Below are 22796 nucleotides of genomic sequence, written 5' to 3' on the forward strand. Positions count from 1 at the left end.
GCTTCCTGTTCTATTTCTATTTTTTGTTCATCATGTTTTTCCGTTCTTCCATGATGATCTTCAGCAAAAGTTCTCTGGCTTTGCCCGCCTCTTTTTTGTCCATGGCTTCCACTCCGCGAAGTGGATACGGAATGCCGAGCTGTTCGTATTTCTTCTCTCCCATGGTGTGATACGGAAGCACTTCCAGTCCTTTCAAATTACGGAATTTTCCGATCAAATGTCCAAGGGCCGCAAGCTCTTCTTTCCCGTCCGTGATTCCCGGAACGATGACATGCCTTACGATCATCGGAACCCTGGCCTCTTCCAGCGCTTTTGCAAACGCAAGCACCGGCTCCTGATCCTGCCCGGTTAACTCCTTATGACCTTTTGGATCACTGTGCTTTACATCCAAGAGCACCAGATCTGTCACTGCGAACAGTTTTTCAAACTCTTCCCTTTTTGATTTCGTATATACAATACCGGAAGTGTCAAGACATGTATGGATCCCTCGCTTCTTTGCTTCTGTAAAAAGTGCAGTGAGAAACGCAAGCTGCATGAGCGGTTCTCCACCGGTAGCGGTAATCCCGCCTTTTTGATAGAACCGTTCGTTGTGTTGATACAATTCCAAAAGCTCGCCCACTGTCATCTTATTTCCCTGGTTCGGCTGCCAGGTATCCGGATTGTGGCAGTATTTGCACCGCAGCGGACAGCCCTGAAAAAATATGACAAAACGAATTCCGGGACCGTCCACGGTCCCGAAACTCTCTGTCGAATGGATATATCCCTTTTGTTCTTCTGGATTACATTTCATCATGGAATGTTCTGGAAATAACCTCGTCCTGCTGCTCTTTTGTCAGCTTATTGAAGTTTACTGCATATCCGGATACACGTACAGTAAGCTGCGGATATTTTTCCGGATGAGCCTGAGCATCCAGAAGCGTTTCTTTTGTAAACACATTGACATTTAAATGGTGTCCGCCCTTTTCAGCGTATCCATCCAGCAATCCTACAAGGTTATCAATCTGAGCTTCACTGATTTTCATATTGTCGTCCTCCTTTAATCGATCTATTCTTCACTATCTAAAGACGCATTCGGTTCACAGCATGCGCAGTCCGGTTCCAGTTCAAATGCGATGTCGTCAAAAAGAATTGCATCATCTTTTCCAAGTGCTCCCGGAATGATGGAGAATGTATTGGAAATACCATCCTGTGCATCTTTGAATGGCAGTTTGGACACAGAGCTTAAAGATGCTACTGCACCATGGCTGTCTCTGTGGTGCATCGGGTTTGCTCCCGGTGCGAACGGTTCTCCACCCTTTCTTCCATCCGGTGTAGAACCTGTATTCTTACCATACACAACGTTTGATGTGATTGTAAGAATAGATGTTGTCGGGATACCTCCACGGTATGTGTGGTTTCCTTTTACATAAGCCATGAACTGATGAACGATATCGTAAGCGATCTCATCTGCACGGTCATCATCGTTTCCGTATTTCGGGAAATCTCCTTCTACCTGATAATCCACAACAATTCCGTTTTCATCGCGGACCGTCTTTACCTTTGCGTACTTGATCGCGGACAGGGAGTCTGCCACTACGGAAAGTCCTGCGATACCTGTCGCGAACCAGCGTGTTACCTTCTTATCATGAAGCGCCATCTGGATTCTTTCGTAGCAGTACTTGTCATGCATGTAGTGAATGATATTCAGAGCATTTACATATACCTGAGCAAGCCACTTCATCATATCTTTGAACTTGTCCATAACTTCATCGTAATCAAGGTATTCGGATGTGATCGGACGGTACTTCGGTCCAACCTGTTTCTTGGAGATTTCATCCACACCGCCGTTGATCGCATAAAGGAGACACTTTGCAAGGTTTGCACGTGCTCCGAAGAACTGCATCTCCTTACCTACACGCATGGAGGATACGCAGCATGCGATCGCATAGTCATCTCCGTGTGTCACTCTCATCAGGTCGTCATTCTCATACTGAATGGATGAAGACTCGATAGATGTCTTTGCACAGAAACGCTTGAAGTTTTCCGGAAGTCTTGTGGACCAGAGAACTGTCAGGTTCGGTTCCGGCGCTGTGCCGAGGTTCTGCAGTGTGTGCAGGTAACGATAAGACATCTTTGTTACCATCGGACGCCCGTCGATTCCCATACCACCGATGGATTCTGTTACCCATGTCGGGTCTCCGGAGAACAGCGCATTGTATTCCGGAGTTCTTGCAAATTTCACAAGACGAAGCTTCATGATGAAATGGTCAACGAATTCCTGAATCTGTTCTTCTGTGAATGTACCATTCTTCAGGTCACGTTCTGCATAGATATCGATAAATGTGGAAGTACGTCCAAGAGACATTGCCGCACCGTTCTGTTCTTTGATAGCAGCGAGATATCCGAAATACAGCCACTGGATCGCTTCCTGTACGTTTTCGGCCGGTCTGGAAATATCAAATCCGTAAATCTGACCAAGTTCTTTTAATTCTTTTAACGCTTTGATCTGTTCAGAAAGTTCTTCCCTTTCTCTTGTAACATCAGAGTACATGATCGTTCTCGTTGAATCTTTCTGATGCTGCTTGTCTTCGATCAGTCTGTCTACACCATACAGCGCAACTCTTCTGTAGTCGCCGATGATACGTCCGCGTCCGTATGCATCCGGAAGCCCTGTGATGATATGGCTGGAACGGCATGCGCGCATTTCCGGAGTATAAGCATCAAACACACCGTCGTTATGTGTTTTTCTGTGTTTTGTGAAGAATTCCACGATTGCCGGATCCACATGATATCCGTTTTCTTCACATGCTTTCATTGCCATACGGATACCTCCGTAAGGCTGCAGGGAACGCTTAAACGGCTTGTCCGTCTGGAACCCTACGATTTTTTCCTTAGCTTTGTCAAGATATCCCGGTCCATGGGAAGTGATAGTGGAAATAATCTTTGTGTCCATATCCAGGACTCCGCCTTTTGCGCGTTCCTGTTCAGATAAATCCATTACCTGCGCCCACAAAGCTTTTGTATCTTCTGTCGGCCCTACGAGGAAACTGTCGTCTCCTTCATACGGCGTATAGTTTTTTTGGATGAAATCTCTTACATTGATTTCTTTTTCCCAGATTCCTCCTCGAAAAGATTCCCATTCTTTTCTCATGCGATAATCCTCCTTCAAAATTAAACCCTATAGCGTAAAACGATAACCGTTTCTTGGAGCTATTATAGCTGATTTGTGAAAACCGTGTCAATGCGGTTTCCTGTACTATTTTACGAACAATACTGCGCTTTGCCAAAATCCCTACCGATTGTATAGGAAAAAATACAAAACCCGCTTTTTCCTCTATTCTCCCTTATCTATTTTATTTCCTTTTAAACAGATATCCATACTAGACACTGGCTATTATCCAGAGATCATTTCTCTCCAAAATTTTCCGGACATCAAAAAAACCACCGCCCCCGGAGCTTTATAGTCTCCAAAAACAGTGATTTCTAAATGCGCGATCAGGGGCTCGAACCCTGGACACCCTGATTAAGAGTCAGGTGCTCTACCAACTGAGCTAATCGCGCGTGCGCTGTGAAGTTTTAATTATTGCTTAACGCAAGAAGTATTATATTACATATTTTTCAAAAATGCAAGCAAATTTTTATATTTTTTTATTTTTTTCATTTGGCATGGCAGATGCCCCATACCGCGTTCTCTCGGTACAGGGCTGTCTCCTATTTCCCGCAGTCCTTTTCTTTTCTGCAGGAATTGCAGTGGGGATTCAAAATCCGGTGCAATTCTTCGCAGGATCCCACAATAATCCTGATCTTCTGATTCCACCATCGGTTGTCATAGCAGAAACATCCACATTTCCAACAGATTTTTTTCCTGCCCCTTCTCCCCATGCCATCCCTTCTTTCAGAGTGTCTCTTTAACATTCTATGCAGAAGCCCTCTTTCATGTCACTACTCTCTGGAAGCGATCAGTTTGCAGATTGGATTGCCTTTTTGCGAAAATTTCTCTTCGTACTCTGTCATGACGTTGCCTTTATTCATCTCTTCATTGTTGTGCAGGTCAAATGTACTGGATAAAATTTTCCATCCGGCCTCCTCTGCCTGTTCCAATGAAAAGGAAAACAATCCCTGATTGTCCGTTTTGAATTCCACAACGCCGTCCTTTTTCAGTATCTTGTCATATCTTGGCCAGTAGGCTGTGGAGGTCAGTCTGCGCTTGGCGTGCCGCGCCTTCGGCCACGGGTCAGAAAAATTGAGATAAATACGGTCCACTTCTTCCGGCCCAAATACCTCCTCGATCTCAGCCGCATCCATACAGATGAATCGGATGTTATCCGGTTGCTCCTCCATAGCGTCCAGGCGTTCTACTGCACGAAGAAGAACACTGGAATACCGCTCTATCCCGATATAGTTGATCTCTGGATTCTGTAAAGCCAGCGTCATCAGAAACTGCCCCTTCCCCATGCCGATTTCGATACGCACAGGATAGTCATTTCCAAACACCTCTTTCCAACAGCCTTTCCATTTTCTTTCTTCTTTTATCACATAATCATGGGAGGCCAGTGTCTCCCCTGCTCTTGGTATGTTTCGAAGTCTCATTTCTCTCTCCTTTATCTCTTTTCCGCTTTATCCCAGCGCCACGTCAAGTATCATCATCAAGACAAATCCGGCTGCAAAGCCGATTGTTCCGATATTGCTGTGTTCTCCTTCGCTTGCCTCCGGGATCAGTTCTTCCACAACCACATAAATCATCGCCCCCGCCGCGAACGCAAGCAGATAAGGCAGCACCGGTGTAATAAAACGCGCAAGCATGATCGTAACAAATGCGCTGACCGGCTCCACCGCCCCGGAGAGCATTCCGTAGAAAAAGGCTTTCCCCTTCCCTGTTCCTTCACTTTTCAGCGGAAGGGAGATGATCGCTCCTTCCGGAAAGTTTTGTATCGCGATACCAAGCGCCAGCGCAAAAGCTCCTGCCGCCGTCATCGTCTCCGTACCAGACAGCATTCCTGCGAACACTACCCCTACTGCCATCCCTTCCGGAATGTTATGTAACGTGACTGCGAGCACCAGCATCGTCGTCTTCTTCAGAGCACACTTCGGCCCCTCCGCTTTCTCTGCGCCTATGTGAAGATGTGGAATGGCCCTGTCAAGCAAAAGCAGAAACGCAACCCCTAAAAGCAGTCCCACAGCCGCAGGAATGAAGGCCAGTTTCCCCATACCCTCCGACATATCCATAGCCGGAATGAGAAGGGACCATACCGAAGCTGCCACCATAACTCCAGATGCAAATCCAAGCAGTGTCTTCTGTACCAAAGGCTTGATCTGTCCCTTCAAAAAGAACACACACCCCGCCCCAAGTGCTGTGCCGAGAAAAGGGAGCAGCAGTCCCACAAAAATCTCCATGTCTATTATCCTCCTGTCTTAATCCCCTTCTCCGCCATCTCAAAGCCGAATGATCATCGCCGGGATCGGCGGGTTATTTGGACGATTGTAATATGAACTCATTATAACGAGATATTTCCTGCTGTCAAGCCCTTTCAGATAGGCCAAAATCCGATCCCGCTCCTCAAATCCGCTGTCTCCTCCGCTGTAAATGCAAAGACTCATCATGCCGTTTTTCTCAAGAAGAGTAAGCCCCTGGCGGATTGCTTCCACGCTGCTCTCCGCCTTTGTGGCAATCTTGTGGTCGCCTCCCGGCAGATAACCGAAATTAAAAACAATACACGATACTTTCCCATATCCGTCTTCTGCTCGTTCCGTCATCTTGGCGCAGTCCGGATCTGATCTCAGGCATTCTTCCATCCGTTCATGCCCGCAGCAGAAAAGTTTGGCTCCTGAATCCAGCCCCCTCTCTTTTAACCTTGTCCTCGTCTCCTCAACAGCTTTTTCCTGTATATCGAAACCGGCTACTTTCCCTTTACTTCCTGCCAGTTCGCACAACAGCACCGTGTCGTTTCCATTCCCGACTGTGGCGTCAATACAGAAATCCCCTTCTTTTACCTGCTGTCTGATAAAATGGCTGCACCACTCTGTGATTTGGTAGTTCTTCATCGTCTTCTCCTTCATTATTATTGCAAAATCATAAAAAGAAGGAGCACACTTTTCTGTGCGCTCCCTGCACTTTTAAAATTCAAATACAGCTACTCCGTACGGAGGCAGTTTGTACGCGAAAGAATATGGTCTTCCATCACATTCCTGCTTGATCGCTTTATAGACAAGAGGTCTCTCTTCTCCTTTTCCTCCATACTGCTTATCATCACTGTTCAGAATCAGTTTATACTGCTTCCTTCTCGGAACTCCTACCCGGTAGTCCGCCCACTCCATCGGTGTAAAATTGCAGACGAAAAGCAGATTCTTTTTATTATATTTGGAATGACGTATAAAACTGAAAATACTTCTGTATCCGTCGTTTGCATTGACCCACTCAAATCCATATCCATTCGTATCCTGTTCATACATCGCCTTATTTTTCCGGTATAATTTCAAAAGATCCCGCATAAAAGCCTGAACCGCCTGGTGCTCCGGTTCCGCAAGGAGATACCAGTCAAGCTCCCTTTCCTCGCTCCACTCCCGAAGCTGAGCGAAATCCTGACCCATAAACAAAAGCTTCTTTCCCGGATGGCCCATCATAAATGCATAACCAACCTTCAGATTTGCATATTTATCAAATCCAAGTCCTGGCATCTTGTTGAGCATAGAACACTTCAAATGGACCACTTCATCGTGAGAAAGAACAAGTATGTATTTTTCACTGTACGCATAAGTCATGGCAAATGTCATCTGATTGTGGTGCTCTTTCCGGAAATATGGATCCAGTTTCATATATTCCAGGAAATCATGCATCCAGCCCATATTCCATTTCAAGCTGAATCCAAGCCCGTCGTCCTCCGGATTTCCGGTTACTTTCGGCCAGGCTGTAGACTCTTCTGCAATCATAAGGGTGCCAGGGTTTCTGCCCAATACTACAGAATTGAGGTGCTTAAAGAATTCGATGGCCTCCAGATTCTGATTTCCTCCGTATTTATTCGGCACCCACTGTCCATTCTGCTTGCCGTAATCCAGGTACAGCATCGATGCCACTGCATCCACACGAAGCCCGTCCACATGGAAGGTTTCCATCCAGAACAATGCATTGCTGATAAGGAAGTTCTTCACTTCCGCCTTACCATAGTCAAAAATCTTTGTTCCCCAATCCGGGTGTTCTCCTTTCCTCGGATCCGCGTATTCGTATACTGCTGTACCGTCAAAATCTGCAAGCCCATGTGCATCTCTTGGAAAATGCGCCGGTACCCAGTCCAAAATAACACCGATCTTATTGCGGTGGAAATAGTTGATCATGTACGCAAAATCTTCCGGTGTACCGTATCTGGATGTCGGAGCAAAATATCCGGTTACCTGATAGCCCCAGGATCCGTCAAACGGGTGTTCCGCGATCCCGATCAGCTCGATATGGGTATATCCCATCTCTTTCATATATTTTACCGCTTCCCTCGCAAACTCCCGGTAATTGTAGAAACGTTCTTCCTCTTCGCCCGGATGCTGCTTCCAGGAACCGATATGAGCCTCATATATAGACATCGGAGACTCGTCTATATTCCAATTCTTGCGCGCTTCCATCCACACGCTGTCCGTCCACTTGATCCCGGATATATCATGCACTCTGGACGCCGTACCCGGACGCACTTCCGCATAATTTGCAAAAGGATCTGCTTTGTAGAGAAGCTCTCCCTTCTGCGTCTCTATGCAGTACTTGTACAGCTCTCCTTCCTTCATGTCTTTGATAAAACATGTATAGATACCGAGAGGTTCTTCCCGCTCCATTGGGTGCTTGTCTCTGTCCCATCCATTAAAATCTCCCACGACAGAAACTGCCTTTGCATTCGGGGCCCACACCGCAAAATAAACTCCCTTTTTCTTTCCATCCACAACCAGATGAGAGCCCATTTTTTTATATAAATCATAATGCGTTCCCTGACCGAACAAGTACTGATCCAATTCGCCTATTTCATATACTTTTTTCTTTTTTGTCCTCGCCATGATTTCACCTTCTCATATCTAAAGTCATACGTTTATTATACTTGAGGCTTTATCAAAAAGAAAGAGTTTTAACAAAGTTTTTCATTTTGTTAAAACTCTTTTCGTCATTTTTCACAAGTTTTGTCGATTATCTTATTTGAAATCATCTTCTTTCAGAATGATCCGATCTGATTCATCCGTACTCTTTCTGAACACTCTCTTCATCAGGTGTTTCACATTTGCCTTCTGAGAATGTGCAATGGCTTCATCCATGATTTCCTTAACTTCCGCAACTGTAACGAAATGATCCTCCTTCTGCATCACGTCAATCCTGCTGTACAATGCCAGAATTCCCATCTCGTCGATAGTATAACCGTTTTCTTTGGCGTAGGTCTGTCCAAATGTAACAAGTTCATCGTTGATGAAAATAGGAAGTTCTACACGGGATGTAAATTTCCGTTTAAAGTCCGGATTTGCAGAAAGCATTTTTTCAAGAGGACGTCTCTCTTCTTCCAGTATAAAAAGCATTTCTCCAGTCTGTTCTTCCATAAGACTGCTCAGATGGGACAGCGTCTTCTTATTCATCTTACATGCTTTCTCAATGATCAGAGCTCCGCCCTGAAGTTTCTGGATGATGGCTTCCAGATTTTTCTGGTTCAGCGCATCTCCTGTAATGATCGCAACCTTTCCCTGTTTCATTTTTCTCTGCTTTTGTATCGCTTTGACAAGATCCACTGCAAGCACCGTTTTTCCGGATCCTTTATGTCCTATCACAAGGATATTGCCGGTACGTGATGTCCCATATCTCTTTTTACATGTCTTATCCTGTTCCAGTACATGCACGATCTGCTCACTCATTCCCCTGATCGGTACAAAGTAGGAAAACAATTTTTTCTGTTCTTCTGTAAGCCCTGCTTTGAGCCCGATCTCACTTGTGGCGCTCAGATCATATCTTCCCTGCACGACAAATCCGGTATCGAAAGACACACCGCCCGGAGATGAAGATGTAGCATCTTCCTCATCTGGCTCTTCAATTTCAAGCACTTCCTCTGTCTCCGGCACTTTCGCGAAGATATCTTCCTCTTCATTCTGCTCTTCGTCGTACTCCTCTTCTGGATATTCTTCTTCGTCGTATTCCTCTTCCGAATACTCTTCTTCGTCGTACTCCTCTTCTGGATATTCTTCTTCGTCGTACTCTTCTTCCGGATATTCTTCTTCGTCGTATTCCTCTTCCGGATACTCTTCTTCGTCGTACTCCTCTTCCGGATACTCTTCTTCGTCGTACTCCTCTTCCGGATATTCTTCGTCGTCGTATTCCTCTTCCGGATACTCTTCTTCGTCGTACTCTTCTTCTGAATACTCTTCTTCGGACTCTTCCTCTTCCTCCGCAGTTTCCCCTGATTCTTCAGCCGTTTCCTCTACCTTCGCTTGTTCTTCAGCCATTTCATCTTCGTCTGACTCTTCTTTCAACACTTCAGACAACTGAGAAACTTCATCCTCCGGTTCTGCTGTGACACCGTTTTTCTCGTCTTCGCTTTCCATTTCTGCGAGCAGTTTCTGAATGTCATCTGAAAGAATCTTTTCTGTATTACCAGAAACTTTCTGCTTCTCTTCTGCAGCTTTCTGCTCTGCCTCTCTTCTTTTCTCTTCAATTATCTCTGCATTTCTGCGCTGTTTTTCTTCCCATTGCTGAAGAATCTCTTCAATTTTCAGCCGACCTGTCTCGTACACGTCCTCTTCTCCTTTTCCCGCCAATTTCTTCACTTCATCTATTGGCTTTTTGCTGGCAACTGCCATACCAAGCCAAAAAGCATCTTCCAGCGTTTCTGTCGTATCTGCTGCTTTCAAAATGGTTTCCGTCCAGTCTTCCTTCTGCTCCTGCACGCTTTCTTCCCGCTTTTCTTCTGCCCTGTCATATTTCCCCTGCTGCTGCGGTGTGAGCGGCTTGTGTTTCATCTTCAGCTCCATCGCTTTCTGAACGTAAACGCCTTCGCTGAACCACAATATCAGGTCATCGCACTCTTCCATACATTCTTCCGCCATACCTGCGCGGTCATACAGCTCAGCCAGCTCATACGCCCATTTTTCAATATACTCAGCTTTCTTAAATTCTTCAAGGGTCTTGATCTGCTCCTCTATCGGAGCCCCCTGTTCTTTCTGAATTTTATATTTTAGTATGTACTGATTCGGATCCTTCGGTGCAATCCGCACAAACTCTTCATAACAGTCCATCGCTTCATCTGTCTCCCCAAGACGAAGCGCGAGAGTCCCGAGCCGATATACGATTTTTCTGCTCCCCGGACTTCTGTCGTAGGCAATAAACAGAATCTCTCTGCTCTTTTCAAAGTCTGCGTTACACTCATAAATCTCACTTACCGTACACAGAGTGGGAGCATTCTTCACTCTTCTCCAATCAATCGTGTCTGCGATCTCTTTCGCTTCCCTATAAGACTTTGCTTCGACGTATTTCATCATCTGTTCCGTCTTTTCACGGTATTCGTATTTATCCAACGTCACTCACCTCTATTAATTATTTACATTTCCTTCTGGCCAAAAAGGCATACTTTTTATTTTCTTAGTGTACCATACCAGACTTTCAATGTCAAAATAATGGCCTCGTTTTTTTTCTCAAATATTACAAATTTATTAAATTTTTATATTTACAGCGTCGTTTTGAAAACAGAAAAAATCTGCATGCCAGCTCCCGTCAAGCAGCACACAGATTCTTTCTCCTTTTATCGTTTTTTGATTGTCTATTCTCCTTTTTGTTTGATCGGAAGAACTGGATTTTCCGGTTCTACCGGATCACCTACTGTAAGACCTTCCATCTCTGCATCCGGACACACCTCTGTCCATGCCATATCCATAATTTCTTCTACTGTCAGATCTTTTTTCTCAATAATTCCAAGACGCAGATAATCTTCTGCAATTTCATGGAGCGCCTGTTCAGTGAAGGCATCAGACAACCCGAAATGAAGAGAATCCCAGAATTCCTGCTGTACTTCTTTTTCGCCTGTCATTTTATCTGTATCATACATGAGCTGTACCGCCTCTTCTGACTGAAGTCGCGCATATTCTCCAGCGCGTTTGATCGCTTTTACTATATATTTGGCATGAACCGGGTTCTTTTTGAGGAATTCAGTGTTCATGGCTGTCACGCAACATGCTTCATCCTGAAACTCTGGGCTATATGTGATGGAACAGATGCTTCTCATCTTATCTTTGTAATTTGCCATCACAAAATAATCTGAGAAGATAGATGCATCCACTTCACCATTTTCCATCGCTGCCACTGTCGCAGCATTGTCCTCGATATTCGGAAATTCCACCTCTGTAGTCGGATCAATACCGTACTCATCCAGCAGCCGATAACTGATGTTCTGATCAGAATTTCCCGGACCATCGTGAATAGCGATCCTTTTTCCTTTCAGATCTTGTACTGTCTTAATGTCACTGTCTGCCGGGACATAAATAGATTTACATCCAATATGTGCTCCGCAGACGAATGTCATTTTTACCCCGTTCGTTACAGGAACGAGCATTGTTGCAATATGATCAGTTCCCCACATACACTTTCCTGTTCCTACTGTCTCCACAACAGATCCACCTTGAACATAAGTCGCATTGATTCCGTACTCTTCATAATATCCAAGCTGTTCTGCCAGATATTTTGCAGATACACATGCTCCCCCATTAAACAGATATTGAAGCTCTGTGCCGAAAGCTGGTTCTTTTTTCATAGCTTCCCAATCTTCCTCCGGCACTGCTTCCGGACGCTCCACATTTTTGCTCTCTGTTGTTTTCCCGGATGCAGCCTTGTCTTTGCTGTCATTCTGTCCACATGCAGCCATGGAAAATGCTAACACAGCAACCATCGCAACTGCCGCAACTTTTTTCAGTTTCATTTTCTTTTCTCCTTTATTTTCCTAAAATATTTATTCCAAAACCGGAATATATTTCATTCCTGGTTTCCAGAAACGTCATGAAATCAGTCTGCCCTGTTCCCTCCAAAGTGCAGCCTGTTCAATATTTCATTTCGATATCGAACAAATGTCTCCGATGACCGATCTCTCGGATACTTTTCCGATATTTTGATATTCGCTACAACACGCCCCGGATTGGCATCCATGACAATCACACGGGTTCCCATATAGATAGCTTCGTCCACATCGTGTGTGACCATGATGGCAAGCTGCCCCTTTTCCTGCCAGATTTTCAGAATCTCATCCTGCATATTCATACGTGTAAAGGCATCTAGTGCTCCCAAAGGCTCATCCAGCAGGAGGATATCTGGTTCATTAATCAAAGAGCGGACAAGAGCCACTCTCTGCGCCATTCCCCCTGATAACTGTCCCGGATAATCATCCCGGAAATTCTCAAGTCCGATAACTTTGAGCATTGTCTCTACTTTCTCCTCATTTCCCCTCAGTTTCCCCTGCATTTTCAGGCTAAAAGCAATGTTATCCTTTACTGTAAGCCACGGAAAAAGCGTTGGCTTTTGAAAAACCATCCCTCTTTCCGGAGATGGTTCCACGATTTCCTTGCCATCCACAGTAACCTTTCCGGTAGTCGGTGCGATCAGTCCCGCTACAAGGCGCAAAATTGTAGATTTTCCGCAGCCAGATGGCCCTACAAGACTGATAAACTCTCCGCTTTCCATTGTAAGATCGATTTCATTAAGCGCATGCGTAACTTCATCATTTTCTATTTTTGCAAAACTTTTGGACACATGATCCAGTTTTAATGTAACTTTCTTTTTTTTTGCCATTATTTTACAACTCCATTCTGCCAACGTAATACACGGCGTTTGATTAAATCAAGAATCTTTGTCACAACTGTGAAAATGATACAGATCACAAACAGAGCCGCAAACATCTTATCATAGCTTGACCACGATTTTGCCCATGTCATATACCATCCGAGCCCAGCCTTTACTCCCATCATTTCCGCGATCATGATCGCAGTACAAGCTGAACTCATGGCCTGTGTACATCCCTGCAGGATGGAAGGCATCGCATGCGGGATTGCAACGCGAAACACGAGCTGCCTCTCCTTTGCCCCCAGCGTCCTAGCCGCTTCAAAAAAATCTTTATCCACATTAGAAATTCCAGTCATAGAAGCTACCGTTACTGCAAACCAGGAGCCCAAAGCGATAATAAACACTGCACCGCCAAAAAGAGATGTCGCGATAACCATAATAATCGGAATCCATGTTGACGTTGGGATCGGACCGAGAAATTTGATGATCGGATCTATCCAATAACGCACTTTCCTGGAATATCCGCATGTTATCCCGGTAATAAGACCAAGAAAAACCCCTATAAAATATCCCAGGAATAAAAGTCGCAATGTGTGAAGTGTGGATTCTATCAGATATGCACGGTCGATCCAGGCAATATTAAGAATTGCGTTCATACACGGAACAAAAGGTTGAGTAAATATCCCTGTCTTTAATGTCAAATAATCGTACCCTGCCAACAGCAGAAACAATGCTGAAAACAGCGGCGCTCTGTAACGGAACTTTTCTAGAACAAGTTTACTTCCTCTGAGCTTATTTATCAGTGCAATAAGCCCATAGCAAATGTACGCACAGAGAAATACTATCAATGCTCCCAAGTAAGTATTGGGATTGTCATTGCTGCTTCCATTTGGGACTATTAGATACTCAAGAATCGCAATTATACCGCAGACTACTGGAAATACCATGATGATCCCATCCAGCACTTTTTGTCCGACTGTCTTTTCTTTTGTTTCTAGATCCCGAAGCTGCTGTCGTGTCAACTGCGCAAGGTTTGTGGTGCCCGCACTTTTCTTTTTGTTTGAATCTTTGTTAATTCCCATCACATGTACTCCTTATTTCACACATTCCATCTTAATTACAGGAAAACTGGTCATTTGCAAAAGTATTATGCCATAGGAATTTCCGTGCATCAAATTGATAATTTTTGTAATTCGGAAAATTTATAAAATTTGTCAATAAAAAAACAGCCATTACAATTTTTATAAATTATAATGGCTGTTACCTATTCAATTTTAATATCATATTTTTTCCCTTTACCGGAGGAATCTTTCTTTTCGATTTCCGGTTCCCAAAAGCCTTTTTCTTTTTATATACGAACTATAACTCAAAGTCTCCGATTCATTTTCCGATAATGTAATCTTTGATATCAAAATTCTTATATTCCCTTTTATATATAGATAATCTAATTAACTTCCGGATATTCTGCCGATATATTATTTACTAAAAGAAATATTCTTTTTCGTTTCTATGGGTTCTGCCTTTCGCTTCCTCCCCTAAATGATATCCGCGTACTCAATCTTTCTTGTTTTTTCAATTAAATATATTATAATCGGCCAATATAGATTTTGATCTTAGGCGATGTTTCTTTACACATCTTCTAAATTCTTTGAACTACTGACTGCTGTGGTATCTTCCTCAATATGCTTTACAGATTTTGTAAAATCTAATTTCCAGTTTAAACTACATCTCCGATATTTTCTTTCTATAAACTCAACTATTTACTGGATTCCGATTTATTGATAAAGGCTTTCATCATGGGAACCTTCATCTGTAATACCACTTACATATTGAGTTTTAAGTTCTGCTGTGTCCAATGGTTCAAGCCCTCCTCATCCTGATATTTCCAATTTGCTTATAAGAGAAACAACTTATAAGTTTTTGAAAGAACTCTTTCTCGTCAAGTTCTTTTCTTTTTGGATAGCTATACTATAGCATTCTCTCTTCTATTTGTCAATACTATTCTTCGATATTTTTTATTTTTATTTAAATTTTTATTTTTAATTGTTTTATTTTTCTGAATTATTCTTTTTAATTATTCAATTTTCTATTTTTAATTTCTATCTTCATTTACAGGCACATCCGTGCTAAACTTAATAAGTATCATTTATATATTGACATACTGTATAGTTGTGAAAGGAGATTTACACATTATGGGCGGATTTTTTGGCGTTGCTTCTAAAAATGAATGTATCATCGATTTATTTTATGGAGTAGACTACCACTCACATCTTGGTACTAGAAGAGGCGGAATGGCGACACATGGGGAGAACGGTTTCAGCCGATCCATCCACAATATCGAAAATTCCCCGTTCCGTACCAAATTTGACAAGGATCTGGAAGAATTAAAAGGAAATCTGGGAATCGGCTGTATATCCGATTATGAACCGCAGCCACTTCTGATCCAGTCTCATCTTGGAAGTTTTGCCATCACGACAGTCGGAAAAATCAATAATCAGGATGCACTGCTTAAAACGATCTACAAGGATGGACATTCTCATTTCCAGGAGATGAGCAGCGGACAGATCAATGCCACGGAACTGATCGCATCGCTGATCTGTAAAAAAGATTCTTTTGTAGAGGGTATCCGTTACGTCCAGTCCATCGTGGACGGTTCTATGACGCTTCTTCTTATGACAAAAGAAGGAATCTATGCTGCACGTGATCGTTACGGGCGTACCCCGGTAGTTGTCGGCCGCAAAGATGACGCCTATTGTGTGTCCTTTGAAAGTTTTGCATATATCAATCTCGGGTATGTGGATTATAAAGAACTGGGACCTGGAGAGATCGTCTACATGACTCCGGAGAGCGTGGAGACCGTAGGCGCACCTTATGAAAAGATGAAGATTTGTTCTTTCCTCTGGGTATACTATGGGTACCCGACTTCTGCCTATGAAGGAGTCAATGTGGAGGAGATGCGTTACAAATGCGGAAGTCTTCTTGCCAAAAGAGACGCCGGAACGGTACATCCGGATATTGTGGCTGGTGTTCCGGACTCCGGTGTGGCCCATGCCATTGGATATGCCAACGAATCCGGCATCCCATACGCCCGCCCATTTATCAAATACACTCCGACATGGCCTCGTTCTTTCATGCCTACGACACAGAGCCAGAGAAATCTGATCGCACGTATGAAACTGATCCCTGTACAAGCTCTCATCGAAGATCGGAAGCTTCTTCTCATCGACGACTCCATCGTCAGGGGAACACAGCTGCGCGAAACAACAGAGTTCCTGTATCAGAGCGGCGCCAAAGAGGTCCATGTGCGGCCGGCCTGCCCTCCGCTTCTGTATGGATGCAAATACCTGAACTTCTCCAGATCAAAGTCCGAACTGGATCTGATCACAAGAAGAATCATCAAAGACTGGGAGGGCGATGCTTCCGAGGAAGTTCTTGCAGAGTATGCAGATCCAAACAGCGACCGGTATCAGAAGATGCTGGATGAAATCTGCCGTCTCCAGAATTTCACAAGCCTTCGTTACCACCGTCTGGACGACCTGATCGAATCCATCGGAATCGACTCCTGCAAGCTTTGTACGTATTGCTTCAATGGAGTGGAATAGACAGAGAATTATCAAAAAACCGGGCAAGCTCTTTCACGGAGCCGCCCGGTTTTTCTTAACCTCTGTAATAGTTGATGAGACATCCTTTGAGGATGATCTCTCTCTCTGTATCTGTCAGTTCTCCAAGATACAGACTCATTTCTTTCAGTTCATCCCGCACAACATACGCTTTGATCTCACTTTGTTTTTCTTCCACCGCTTTTCTGATCTCCGGCACAAAGATGTAATCTCCGTTTTCAAACGGCAGCGCCGTGTGATCCTCTTTTGTGAGGAACGGCAGCATTCCCCAGTTGATCAGGTTGGAACGGTAACGCTTTGTGGCGTACTCGTTCGCAATGTTTGCCCAGCCGCCCAGCACTTTCTGGCAGGAGGTTGCCTGTTCTCTGGCGGATCCATCCCCCGGCTTCACAGCAAAGATCGTGCTTCCGATGCCAAGATTTCCTTCTCCAGCCTGAGGGAAACGTGTGTGGATCTTTTCCATGACTTCTTTGAGCTCATCTACCACTTCCAGCGGACATTTTCCTTCTTCGATGGCCTTCTGCGCCTTCTGTACTTCTTTTGCGCGTCCGACATAGGCCGGATCTTTTCTTGAGAGTGCAAATTCTGCAAGTCCAAGCGGATTGGACCGGTAGGAAGACGTCTCCCCGGACGGGATCAGCTCATCCGTCGTTGTGACCGGATCATGAATCTCGGATACCACTTTTATGAGCAGATTTTCCGGAAGGGCTGACATAGACGGCCAGTCTTTGATATTTGGTCCAAAATGGATTTTCACATCCGGATCTGCTTTCCCTTTGCTGTCAAATACACGGTTGGCATAAATGGTGCTGTCAAAATGATAGGTCGGATTTGTGTACTCTACATCCAGTTCCGTGGCCGGTGTCAAGTAGCCTTTGTTTGCCGCCGTGGCCGCGATGGACCGCGCATCCATCAACGCCACCGATGCGATCTGGCCGCTCTGGAGTTTTGATCCTTCTCTGTTCGGGAAATTTCTCGTCGTATGGCGGATACTGAATGCATTGTTTGCCGGTGTGTCTCCTGCTCCGAAGCACGGTCCGCAAAACGCTGTCTTCACGATAGTGCCTGCTGCCATCAGATCTGCCACAGCCCCGTTTTTCACAAGCTCCATATACACTGGTGTGCTGGCTGGATAGACGCTGAATGTAAATTCATCCGCTCCGATATTTTTCCCCCGGATGATATCTGCGGCTGCACAGATATTTTCAAATCCTCCGCCGGCGCATCCGGCAATGATCCCCTGCTCCACATACAGCCGTCCGTTTCGGATCTTATCCTGTAGAGAGAACGGCACAGCGCCGTCCAGACTTACCTTTGCTTTTTCTTCCACATCGTGAAGGATATCTTTCAGATTGGCGTTGACTTCCTCGATCGTGTAGGCATTGCTCGGATGAAACGGCATCGCGATCATCGGGCGTACAGCACTCAGATCCACATATACCAGACCGTCATAGTACGCTGCTTCGCCCGGATTCAACTCTTTATATTCTTCTTCTCTTCCGTGAATCTGATAAAATTCACGTATTACCTCGTCGGTCTTCCAGATAGAGGAAAGGCAGGTTGTCTCTGTCGTCATCACATCAATTCCGATACGGAAGTCTGCGCTTAAACTTGCTACCCCAGGTCCTACAAATTCCATCACTTTATTGTTCACATAGCCGTTTTTGAATACAGCCTTGATGATCGCCAGAGCTACATCCTGCGGGCCGACGCCTTTTACCGGCTCTCCGGTCAGATACACTCCGATAACACCCGGCATACGAATATCGTATGTTTTGTTCAAAAGCTGTTTTACAAGTTCCGGTCCCCCTTCTCCCATGGCCATCGTTCCAAGGGCACCGTAACGGGTATGGCTGTCCGATCCGAGGATCATCTTTCCGGCCCCTGCCAGCATCTCCCTCGCAAACTGGTGGATCACTGCCTGGTGCGGCGGCACATAGACTCCGCCGTACTTCTTCGCACAGGTCAGGCCAAACATATGGTCATCCTCATTGATCGTCCCGCCCACCGCACAGAGGCTGTTGTGACAGTTTGTAAGGACATACGGTACCGGAAATTTCTCAAGTCCGGACGCTCTGGCAGTCTGGATAATGCCGACAAACGTGATGTCATGACTCGTAAGTTTGTCAAACTTTATATTCAGATTCTCCATATCGTCGGAGACATTATGGCTTTTCAGTATGCGGTATGCGATCGTCTCCTCTGCCGCCTGTTCCTTTTTGATTTCTCTTCCCGTCAGGACTTTCAGTTTCTCCCTGACATCTGGTCCGTCTTCTATGATCTCTGTCCCATTCAGCAGATAAACGCCGTTTTCATATAATTTTATCATGTACCTGGCCTCCTTCTCTTTATTCAGCTGCCGCTATCGCCAATATTTTAACACATTAAACTAACAGAGACAAGCAAAACTGCCTGTCTCCGATGCTTACTGCTTCATATATTTCATATGTTCCGATACCATCATCGCAATCTTAAATGTCAGTGCATCCTCGAATACCCGGACATCAAGCCCCGTCATCTTCTGGATTTTCTCAAGGCGGTAGACAAGGGTATTTCTGTGGATGTAAAGCTGTCGAGCCGTCTCAGATATGTTCAGGCTGTTCTCAAAAAATTTGAAGACCGTAGACAGCGTCTCTTCCTCAAACTGCTCCACGTCTTTGTCCCCGAACACTTCTTTTAAGAACATTTCACACAGGGAAACCGGAATCTGGTGAATGAGTCTTCCGATACCAAGCTCGTTGTACGCAAGGATCGTCTTCTCTGCGTAGAAAATTTTTCCTACATCCATTGCCATTCCTGCTTCTTTGTAAGACTTGGAGACGTCTTTGAGTTCATGGATGATCGTGCCATATGCAACGCGGACGTTTACCATCGCCTCCGCGGATACTGTGTCCACGAGAGCCCTGGCTTTCTCATACACTTCTCTGTATCCTTCTGTCTCTTCTAGCGCCTTGATAAGGATGACGCTTCCTTCATCCACCGCAGTCACAAAATCCTTCATACCTGATGCATACATGCCTTTGAGCACCTCCAGCAGGAACTGATTATCACTGGCGTTCGCCTCGATCAGATAAATGACCCTCTTCTGATCATTTTCAATATGCAGTTTTTTTGCCTGGTTAAATACATCCACCAAGAGCATGTTATCCAGAAGCAGATTTTGAAGAAAACGGTTTTTATCCACTTTTTCCTTGTAAGCGCGGATAAGACTCTCCAATTCTTTTACTCCAAGACGTCCAACAATCTCGGCTTTCTCTCCGCTCATATTTTCCAGGCTCAGAATATAAGCCGGTTTCTCCTCGTCGAACACGGCAAAAAGCGCGTATCCTGTCCGGATTTCTTCCATTCCCGGCTCCGAGTCTTCTTTTACATCTTTCAGAAATCTTTTTACCCTTTCTGCTGTTCCCTCACTCTCGGAACCGGACAGTACGATCCGGTATCCGTCAAGGGACCATACTGAGCATGCTCCCCCGGCAATCGCCTCCATCTCCGAGACAGCTCTTTGCAGTACCTGATTTGACAACATGTTTTGTACCTCCATTCAATGCAATCATTATATCAAAAAAAGGCGAAAAGTAAATGAAGATTATTAAGATTACATGAATGTTTTTTTACTGTTCTCAAAACTGTATTGACTTTTTCCGGACTTTTTTTATCATACAAGTAACCACGCAACAACAATACAAGCTGGAGGAAAAAGTATATGAATATTTTAGAACAAATACAAATGACAGCGCTCCTGTTTCCGGAGCGCGCCGCCATGCATACAGAGGAAGGCTCCATCAGCTACAGAGAGCTTGATGCCGCTTCCACCCGTCTTGCATATACCTTGCAGAATCTTTGCGGAGCGGACAAAACTCCCGTGCCTGTATACGGACATAAAAGCCCGGAGATGCTGATCGCCTTTCTGGCATGCGTAAAATCAGGACGCGGATATTGCCCTGTCGATATCTCTGTGCCGCCTGCAAGAGTCAAATCCATATTGGAAGCGGTTGATGCACCGTTGATTCTCTCGTGTGAGCCGTTTCCTCCAGAAGCTTTGCCGTCCGCATCGCTTCGGATTTTCACAAAAGAAGAGATACAAAAAACAATATCATCCGCGGAAGGACCGAAACTGCGCGAAAGCCTGCGTCCAGTTTCCGGAGACGAGACTTTTTACATGATCTTCACATCCGGAAGTACCGGAACTCCGAAGGGGGTACAGATTTCGTCCAACTGTCTGAATAATTATCTCGATTGGTCTGTGACTCTTGGAAATGCTGCTGAAAAAAAGCAGGGACAGATATTCCTGAACCAGGCACCTTTTTCTTTTGATTTGTCCGTCATGGACTTGTATACGTGTCTGGCCTGCGGAGGTACACTGTACACGCTTTCAAAGAAGACGCAGGAGGATTTTGGAAGGCTCATTCCTGCTCTGAAAGAGTCCCAGGCTTCCGTCTGGGTTTCTACTCCTTCTTTTGCAGATGTTTGTCTGGCTGATCCGTCCTTTTCTTCAGATCTTCTTCCGAATCTGGATGTGTTCCTCTTCTGCGGAGAGACTCTGACAAATCGGACAGCCGCACGTCTTCAGGGCCGTTTCCCAAACAGTGTCATCATGAACACTTACGGTCCGACTGAGTCCACGGTAGCTGTCACAGAGATTCCTGTCACACCTGAACGAAACGCGTCCGAATCGCCGCTTCCTGTCGGATATGCCAGACCTGGGACGTGGATTGAGATTCATGATGAAAATGGAAAACCAGTGCCGGAAGGAGAAAAAGGGGAGATCATCCTCATCGGGGACACGGTCAGCACCGGATATTACAAACAGCCGTCTCTGACTGAAAAAGCTTTTTTCTGCACAGAAAAGGACGGACAGTCTTTTCGAGGATACCGGACAGGGGATGAAGGATATCTGAAAAATGGTCTTCTCTACTACTGCGGGAGGATCGATCTGCAAGTAAAACTGAATGGCTACCGGATCGAACTGGAAGATATCGAGAGCAACCTGAGAAATCTTCCGGATATTGAAAACGCCGTGGCTGTGCCATGTATAAGAAACGGGAAAGTCAAAAGTATTGCCGCATTTGCAGTACTTCGTAGCCGGCCGGAAAACGAGGCGGATACTGTGCAGAATATAAAAAATCAGCTCAGACAGTTTCTGCCGGACTACATGATCCCGAAAAAAATCCTTTTCCTTGACCGTATCCCGATGACGGCGAACGGGAAAGCGGACAGGAAGAAACTGAGAGGTATGCTGTCATGACATTCTATGAAGGATATCCGTTTTTTTCCACGCTGGCAGTGATCCTTCTCCCCGCAATACTGATCGGTATGGCCGGGAAGCCTTTGAAATGGTATTCCACCGCTGCGACATACCTGTTCATCGGTCTTGTCTTTTTTAACAAACCGACTCAGGCTCTTTATCTGGCCGCATACTATGTGATCCAGGTCGCCATCGTCATGGGTTACCTGCATCTGCGGCGGATAAAAGGGCGTATAGTGTGGATGTACCGGCTCGCACTTGCGCTCTCCATCCTCCCTCTTATCGTAAGTAAGCTGGCTTTGTTCCTTGATATGGACCTCTTTGGCTTCCTTGGAATCTCTTATCTTACTTTCAGGTGCGTCCAGATCATCATCGAAGCCTACGATGGTGTTATAGAGTCGATATCTGTGCTGGAGTTTACGGCCTTTCTTCTTTTCTTCCCATCGCTTAGCTCCGGCCCTATTGATCGCAGCCGCCGATTTCTTTCCGACTGGAATACGGTATACACGCGGGAAGAGTATATGGAACTTGCCGGGACAGGGATTTATAAAATCCTGCTCGGCCTTATATATAAACTTGTGATCGCTTCCTTTTTCTACCAGGGAATGGGTATGGTAAACGGAGCAAAAGATTGGTACTACGTGATCGCATATGCGTACTGTTATGGCTTTTACCTGTTTTTTGATTTTGCCGGTTACAGCCTGATGGCTATAGGAACCAGTTATATTCTTGGTATCCGGACACCGGAGAACTTCCGCCGCCCATTTCTCAGCATAGATATCAAGGAGTTTTGGGACAGGTGGCACATTACCCTTTCCCACTGGTTCCGGGACTTTCTTTTTTCCCGGTTTATGATCCAGTCGATCCGTAAAAAACGGTTTCAGAACAGGCTGAATGCCGCTTCGGCCGGATTTCTTGTAAACATGTTTGTTATGGGACTGTGGCACGGATTGACGCCTTCCTACATCTTATACGGGCTGTACCATGGGGCGCTTCTTGCCGTGACAGAACGCTGGCAGAAAAAATCAGCCTTTTACAAAACACACAAAAGCAAGCGCTGGTATCGCTTTGCTTCCTGGTTCATCACGCTTCAGCTCGTGATGCTGGGCTTCTATATATTTGACGGAAAGCTTCTGTGGCTTCTCGGCTTTTAGACATTTATAAAGAAAATAAAAAGGAGATGTAT

The 22796-nt window shown here is 45.1% G+C and carries 16 protein-coding genes and 1 tRNA gene; 3 read left to right on the forward strand and 14 right to left on the reverse strand.

Annotated elements, in window-relative coordinates; genetic code table 11:
• Nucleotides 1–16: 16 nt before the first annotated feature.
• The 12 genes from pflA to FLB61_RS03340 all read right to left on the reverse strand — a co-directional run bounded on the left by pflA (nucleotide 17) and on the right by FLB61_RS03340 (nucleotide 13827).
• Nucleotides 17–790, reverse strand: a complete 774-nt coding sequence (pflA, locus tag FLB61_RS03285; RefSeq protein WP_405121558.1) for a pyruvate formate-lyase-activating protein — start codon at nucleotides 788–790, stop codon at nucleotides 17–19.
• Entirely contained in the window at nucleotides 780–1022 is a 243-nt protein-coding gene (gene grcA3 / locus FLB61_RS03290) for an autonomous glycyl radical cofactor GrcA3 (protein ID WP_087203271.1), read from the reverse strand. Before grcA3 ends, pflA begins: the two co-directional genes overlap by 11 nt.
• Nucleotides 1023–1045: 23 nt before the next feature.
• Nucleotides 1046–3130 (reverse strand): formate C-acetyltransferase, encoded by a 2085-nt coding sequence (gene pflB / locus FLB61_RS03295; RefSeq protein WP_087203272.1) that lies wholly within the window; start codon nucleotides 3128–3130, stop codon nucleotides 1046–1048.
• Between the two features lie 337 nt (nucleotides 3131–3467).
• Nucleotides 3468–3540: transfer RNA gene (locus FLB61_RS03300), tRNA-Lys, on the reverse strand.
• Nucleotides 3541–3921: 381 nt separating this feature from the next.
• Nucleotides 3922–4569 (reverse strand): tRNA (guanosine(46)-N7)-methyltransferase TrmB, encoded by a 648-nt coding sequence (gene trmB / locus FLB61_RS03305; protein WP_221919391.1) that lies wholly within the window; start codon nucleotides 4567–4569, stop codon nucleotides 3922–3924.
• 27 nt (nucleotides 4570–4596) lie between these two features.
• Entirely contained in the window at nucleotides 4597–5373 is a 777-nt protein-coding gene (locus FLB61_RS03310; protein ID WP_221919392.1) for a ZIP family metal transporter, read from the reverse strand.
• A gap of 39 nt (nucleotides 5374–5412) precedes the next feature.
• Entirely contained in the window at nucleotides 5413–6021 is a 609-nt protein-coding gene (gene mnmM, locus FLB61_RS03315) for a tRNA 5-(aminomethyl)-2-thiouridylate-methyltransferase MnmM (RefSeq protein WP_221919393.1), read from the reverse strand.
• Between the two features lie 72 nt (nucleotides 6022–6093).
• Entirely contained in the window at nucleotides 6094–8007 is a 1914-nt protein-coding gene (gene glgB, locus FLB61_RS03320) for a 1,4-alpha-glucan branching protein GlgB (RefSeq protein ID WP_087203276.1), read from the reverse strand.
• A 132-nt stretch (nucleotides 8008–8139) separates the two neighbouring features.
• Nucleotides 8140–10497: an AAA family ATPase gene (locus tag FLB61_RS03325; protein WP_221919394.1), complete on the reverse strand. Its 2358-nt coding sequence runs from the start codon at nucleotides 10495–10497 to the stop codon at nucleotides 8140–8142.
• Between the two features lie 242 nt (nucleotides 10498–10739).
• The gene (locus FLB61_RS03330; RefSeq protein ID WP_221919395.1) at nucleotides 10740–11891 is read right to left on the reverse strand and encodes an ABC transporter substrate-binding protein; all 1152 of its coding nucleotides are present in this window, start codon (nucleotides 11889–11891) and stop codon (nucleotides 10740–10742) included.
• Between the two features lie 83 nt (nucleotides 11892–11974).
• Nucleotides 11975–12754 (reverse strand): ABC transporter ATP-binding protein, encoded by a 780-nt coding sequence (locus FLB61_RS03335; RefSeq protein WP_087203279.1) that lies wholly within the window; start codon nucleotides 12752–12754, stop codon nucleotides 11975–11977.
• A complete protein-coding gene (locus FLB61_RS03340) occupies nucleotides 12754–13827 on the reverse strand; it encodes an ABC transporter permease (RefSeq protein ID WP_087203280.1) in 1074 nt (357 codons plus the stop codon). Before FLB61_RS03340 ends, FLB61_RS03335 begins: the two co-directional genes overlap by 1 nt.
• A 1110-nt stretch (nucleotides 13828–14937) precedes the next feature.
• On the opposite strand from FLB61_RS03340, the gene FLB61_RS03345 reads away from it, so the two are divergent.
• Entirely contained in the window at nucleotides 14938–16347 is a 1410-nt protein-coding gene (locus FLB61_RS03345; RefSeq protein WP_087203281.1) for an amidophosphoribosyltransferase, read from the forward strand.
• Between the two features lie 55 nt (nucleotides 16348–16402).
• On the opposite strand, the gene FLB61_RS03350 is transcribed toward FLB61_RS03345, so the two are convergent.
• Nucleotides 16403–18694: a hydratase gene (locus tag FLB61_RS03350; protein WP_221919396.1), complete on the reverse strand. Its 2292-nt coding sequence runs from the start codon at nucleotides 18692–18694 to the stop codon at nucleotides 16403–16405.
• A 96-nt stretch (nucleotides 18695–18790) separates the two neighbouring features.
• Entirely contained in the window at nucleotides 18791–19891 is a 1101-nt protein-coding gene (locus FLB61_RS03355; RefSeq protein WP_087210103.1) for a PucR family transcriptional regulator, read from the reverse strand.
• Nucleotides 19892–20068: 177 nt separating this feature from the next.
• Here FLB61_RS03355 and dltA point away from each other — a divergent pair, with 177 nt between their 5' ends.
• On the forward strand, nucleotides 20069–21610 hold the full coding sequence (gene dltA / locus FLB61_RS03360) for a D-alanine--poly(phosphoribitol) ligase subunit DltA (RefSeq protein WP_221919397.1): 1542 nt from the start codon (nucleotides 20069–20071) through the stop codon (nucleotides 21608–21610).
• The gene (gene dltB / locus FLB61_RS03365; protein WP_087202964.1) at nucleotides 21607–22764 is read left to right on the forward strand and encodes a D-alanyl-lipoteichoic acid biosynthesis protein DltB; all 1158 of its coding nucleotides are present in this window, start codon (nucleotides 21607–21609) and stop codon (nucleotides 22762–22764) included. Before dltA ends, dltB begins: the two co-directional genes overlap by 4 nt.
• Nucleotides 22765–22796 lie beyond the last annotated feature (32 nt).

The organism is Sellimonas caecigallum, assembly GCF_019754295.1.
Taxonomy (GTDB): Bacteria; Bacillota; Clostridia; order Lachnospirales; family Lachnospiraceae; genus Sellimonas; species Sellimonas caecigallum.

What these genes read in the sequence shown, in the direction of transcription:
- FLB61_RS03330 (WP_221919395.1), bottom strand. Translation starts at nt 11,891, where the DNA reads ATGAAACTGAAAAAAGTTGCGGCAGTTGCGATGGTTGCTGTGTTAGCA.
- FLB61_RS03310 (WP_221919392.1), bottom strand. Translation starts at nt 5,373, where the DNA reads ATGGAGATTTTTGTGGGACTGCTGCTCCCTTTTCTCGGCACAGCACTT.
- FLB61_RS03345 (WP_087203281.1), top strand. Translation starts at nt 14,938, where the DNA reads ATGGGCGGATTTTTTGGCGTTGCTTCTAAAAATGAATGTATCATCGAT.
- dltB (WP_087202964.1), top strand. Translation starts at nt 21,607, where the DNA reads ATGACATTCTATGAAGGATATCCGTTTTTTTCCACGCTGGCAGTGATC.
- FLB61_RS03335 (WP_087203279.1), bottom strand. Translation starts at nt 12,754, where the DNA reads ATGGCAAAAAAAAAGAAAGTTACATTAAAACTGGATCATGTGTCCAAA.
- pflA (WP_405121558.1), bottom strand. Translation starts at nt 790, where the DNA reads ATGAAATGTAATCCAGAAGAACAAAAGGGATATATCCATTCGACAGAG.
- trmB (WP_221919391.1), bottom strand. Translation starts at nt 4,569, where the DNA reads ATGAGACTTCGAAACATACCAAGAGCAGGGGAGACACTGGCCTCCCAT.
- pflB (WP_087203272.1), bottom strand. Translation starts at nt 3,130, where the DNA reads ATGAGAAAAGAATGGGAATCTTTTCGAGGAGGAATCTGGGAAAAAGAA.
- grcA3 (WP_087203271.1), bottom strand. Translation starts at nt 1,022, where the DNA reads ATGAAAATCAGTGAAGCTCAGATTGATAACCTTGTAGGATTGCTGGAT.
- glgB (WP_087203276.1), bottom strand. Translation starts at nt 8,007, where the DNA reads ATGGCGAGGACAAAAAAGAAAAAAGTATATGAAATAGGCGAATTGGAT.
- dltA (WP_221919397.1), top strand. Translation starts at nt 20,069, where the DNA reads ATGAATATTTTAGAACAAATACAAATGACAGCGCTCCTGTTTCCGGAG.
- FLB61_RS03350 (WP_221919396.1), bottom strand. Translation starts at nt 18,694, where the DNA reads ATGATAAAATTATATGAAAACGGCGTTTATCTGCTGAATGGGACAGAG.
- FLB61_RS03340 (WP_087203280.1), bottom strand. Translation starts at nt 13,827, where the DNA reads ATGGGAATTAACAAAGATTCAAACAAAAAGAAAAGTGCGGGCACCACA.
- mnmM (WP_221919393.1), bottom strand. Translation starts at nt 6,021, where the DNA reads ATGAAGAACTACCAAATCACAGAGTGGTGCAGCCATTTTATCAGACAG.
- FLB61_RS03355 (WP_087210103.1), bottom strand. Translation starts at nt 19,891, where the DNA reads ATGTTGTCAAATCAGGTACTGCAAAGAGCTGTCTCGGAGATGGAGGCG.